Annotated in this window: 2 protein-coding genes, 1 tRNA gene and 1 pseudogene; 3 read left to right on the top strand and 1 reads right to left on the bottom strand. The window is 69.6% G+C overall.

The annotated features are described in order from the left end of the window. Positions 1-469 precede the first annotated feature (469 nt). Positions 470-1,213, bottom strand: coding sequence for a tetratricopeptide repeat protein (locus D7Y13_RS40365; RefSeq protein WP_120534792.1), 744 nt, complete (start codon positions 1,211-1,213; stop codon positions 470-472). A gap of 99 nt (positions 1,214-1,312) precedes the next feature. Between D7Y13_RS40365 and D7Y13_RS40360 the strand changes: the two genes are divergently transcribed. The 3 genes and pseudogenes from D7Y13_RS40360 to D7Y13_RS40350 all read left to right on the top strand — a co-directional run. Continuing rightward, positions 1,313-1,398 (top strand) — tRNA-Leu (locus D7Y13_RS40360). Between the two features lie 93 nt (positions 1,399-1,491). Beyond that, positions 1,492-2,157: a response regulator gene (locus tag D7Y13_RS40355; protein ID WP_120585787.1), complete on the top strand. Its 666-nt coding sequence runs from the start codon at positions 1,492-1,494 to the stop codon at positions 2,155-2,157. Positions 2,158-2,276: 119 nt separating this feature from the next. Continuing rightward, a pseudogene (locus D7Y13_RS40350) lies at positions 2,277-3,000 on the top strand (RsmB/NOP family class I SAM-dependent RNA methyltransferase); the annotation flags it as partial.

Below are 3,000 nucleotides of genomic sequence, written 5' to 3'. Positions count from 1 at the left end.
CACCCACCCATCCAGACTTCACCCGAGACCTCCGGCTGCCAAGCCCGTCCGCCTCCGCGAGGCTCCAGGGCCTTCCTGCCCGGGTTACCTGCGTGTCCCTGCCCGAGAGCAAAGCGTGTGCCCCGGAGATCCAGACGCGCGTGGACCTCTTTTCAGGGGGTTGCGACACACCTGACGCGTCGGACGTCCGGAGGATCGGAAGACGTTGCAGCACCCGGGCATGCGCTCCCGGTAGGAATTGCCGGACGGGAGGGCAACGGAGGGCCTTGCGCGAAGGCGGCCGCCGCGACGTGGCTCGGGGGATCCATCCGCCCCGGACGGCGCTGGAGGGCAGCGCCATCAACAGAGCTTAAACGTCGTTCCAGGTGACGCCCTACCGTACCGCGGGGAGGCTTCATCGTCGGCTGGACGCCAGGCCGACAAAGCCTCCCGTTGCTTCGACTCCGCTTCAACGACCCGACGTCGGACCTCAGCGTCGCTGGGTGAACTGGACGCGACGGCCGCCCATGGGGGGCATCACCGGCGGGGCTTCCAGGCCGAACTGCCACCAGAGCGGCTCGTAGGGCTTCATCTTCAGGCGCTTGTCGTTCTGCAGCTGGGCGAGGCTGCCCTTGAGCTTCTCATCGGACGGGTTCTGCTCCACGCCCCGGGCGAGCACGCGCTGGGCGGCGTCCTTGTCCTTCTGCTGCAAGAGGCACCAGGCGTACACGGCCCAGACGATGGACTCCTTCTTGCCGCTCTTCACCGCGGCCTCGAAGGAGGCCTTCATGGCGTCCTTGTCGTTGAGGCGGAAGTGCAGGGCGCCCTCCATGGCCTTGGCCATGTAGTTGCGGCCGCTGGCCTGCTTCAGGTGCGGCTTCGCGCCTTCAATGTCCTTCACCATGTACTTGAGCATGCCGATCTGGGCGTGGATCTCCGGACCGATGAGGAACTGCCACTTGTCCCAGACGAGGCCCTGCTCCAGCGTCTTGACGGCCCGGTCCACGCGGCCCTGGGCCTCCTTCTGGTTGGCGGGCTGGCCCTGGAGATCATTCTGGACCGTGGTCATGAGCGCCTGGACCCGGGTGGAGACCCGGCGGGCGAGCACGATGTAGGCGGCGAAGAGGGCGATGACGCCGGGCACGATGCCGGCCCACCAGGAGAAGCCGCCGACCAGCTTGACCAGCACGGCGACCGCCAGCCCGATGGCCAGGGAGATGAGAAGGTTGTACATGCGCAGCCCCTTTAGCGGTGTGCGTGGACCACCGCAATCTTCGGATGCACACGAACCGAAGGCGCGATATACGTTCGGCCGCCTCGCTTTCACCCGAGAGGCCCTCTGTCGAAATTGGTAGACGAGGCGGACTCAAAATCCGCTGCGGCTGACCCCGCGTCCCGGTTCGAGTCCGGGGAGGGCCATTCCCCCAAACGCAGCACCGGCGTCCGAGATGCCGCCTCCTTCGGATGACCGACCGTGAAAGCACCCCTTTGTCCTCCGCGCTGGGAGTCGCGATGAAGGTACTTCTGGTCGAGGACGATCCGAGCCTCAGGGAGGGGATGGGCGAGCTGGTCTCCGAGCTGGCGGACGTGCAGGCGGTGGGCACCATCCATGAAGCGCTGTCCGCCCTTCAGACGGACCGCTTCGAGCTGGTGATGAGCGACCTGCGCATCGCGGGCAACCACAACGACGGCAAGGGCATCCTGGAAGCAGCGCGTCGTCGCCTGCACCCGGTGGCCATCGTCAGCGCCGCCGGTCCCGACGAGGTTGTCCAGGCCCTGCACCCCTTCGAGCCCGACGCGCTCCTGATGAAGCCCTTCCAGGTGGACGACATCATGGGGCTGGTCGAGCGCTTCCTCGACCTGAAGCGTCAGGCGCTCGCCGCCGCGGAGGCGCCGCTGGCGCCAGACTCGCCGGCCTGGACGGAGTTCGCGCCGGGCGCACGTTCGGCCAGCCCGGAGTCGGAGGCCCCCCGGACCTGGGTGCGGCTGACGTCCGGAGCGGAGCATCGCTGGCCCCCGCCTCATCGTGGCCAGGGGGTCCTCCTGGTGGAGGGCGACCTGGAGCTGGACGGGGAACGCTATGCCGCGCCCTGCTACCTGTTCCTCGGCCTGGGGGCGTCTCCCCAGACGCGGACGCGGACGGGCGCGCTGGCGGTGTGCGTGCCGCTGCGCGACTGAAGCGAAGAAGAGGACACACCCCCGTGGAGATTCCCCTCTGGCCTTCGCCGCATGATCCGTCGCGCCTGGGGCGTCCGTCCCGGCGCGCGGCCACCGCCGCCCTGGAGACCCACATCGCGGTGCTCAAGGGGGATCCGCTGAAGGCGGCGCTCGCCAACGCGCTGCGCGATGCCGAGGGGCTGGGCGGGCAGGAGCGGCGGTTCGTGGCGATGGCGTCGCGCGAGCTGTCCCGGCACCAGCGATTGTTGGACCTGGCGGCGCGGCTGCTGGGCCACTCGCACGCGAAGATCGTCATGACGGAGGACCAGGCGCTGGTGCGCTACACGCTCTGGCGCCGGCTCTTCTGTGGCGAGGGCTGGACACGCATCGGCCCGGAGGTGCGATTGCCGGGCCCGGTGCGGCCGCGCACCCTGCATGACGCGGTGCTGGAGGGCCTGGTCACGAAGCCGCTTCCGGAGGTTCCCTCCTCGGAGTCGGAGTCCGTCGCGGATCGGCTGGCCACCCGCTACTCCTTCCCGGGGTGGCTCACCCAGCGGCTGGCGGAGGTGTACCCGGAAGCGACGCTGGCCGGACTGATGGCGTCCCTGGATGAAGAGCCCGCGCTGCACTTCCGCGTGCGGCCGGCGGGGACCCGGGACGCGGTGCTCGCGGCGCTGGCGGAGGAGGGCGTGGTGGCGGAGGCGGTGCCGTCCTCGCCGGACGCGCTGCGCGTCGCGGATGCCAGCCACCGCATCTTCGAGACGAAGGTGATGAAGTCCCGGCGGCTCCAGGTGCAGGACGTGGGCAGCCAGCTCATCGTCCAGGCGTGTGTGCCGCCCGGGGGTTCGCTCGTGGGGCTCACCG

This window comes from Corallococcus praedator (assembly GCF_003612125.1).
Lineage (GTDB): Bacteria > Myxococcota > Myxococcia > Myxococcales > Myxococcaceae > Corallococcus > Corallococcus praedator.
The sequence above is the reverse complement of the archived record's forward strand: the minus strand, read 5'-3'. Positions and strand labels throughout refer to the sequence as shown.

Excerpts from the sequence above, each read along its gene's own strand:
- D7Y13_RS40365 (WP_120534792.1), bottom strand. The coding sequence starts at position 1,213 with ATGTACAACCTTCTCATCTCCCTGGCCATCGGGCTGGCGGTCGCCGTG.
- D7Y13_RS40355 (WP_120585787.1), top strand. The coding sequence starts at position 1,492 with ATGAAGGTACTTCTGGTCGAGGACGATCCGAGCCTCAGGGAGGGGATG.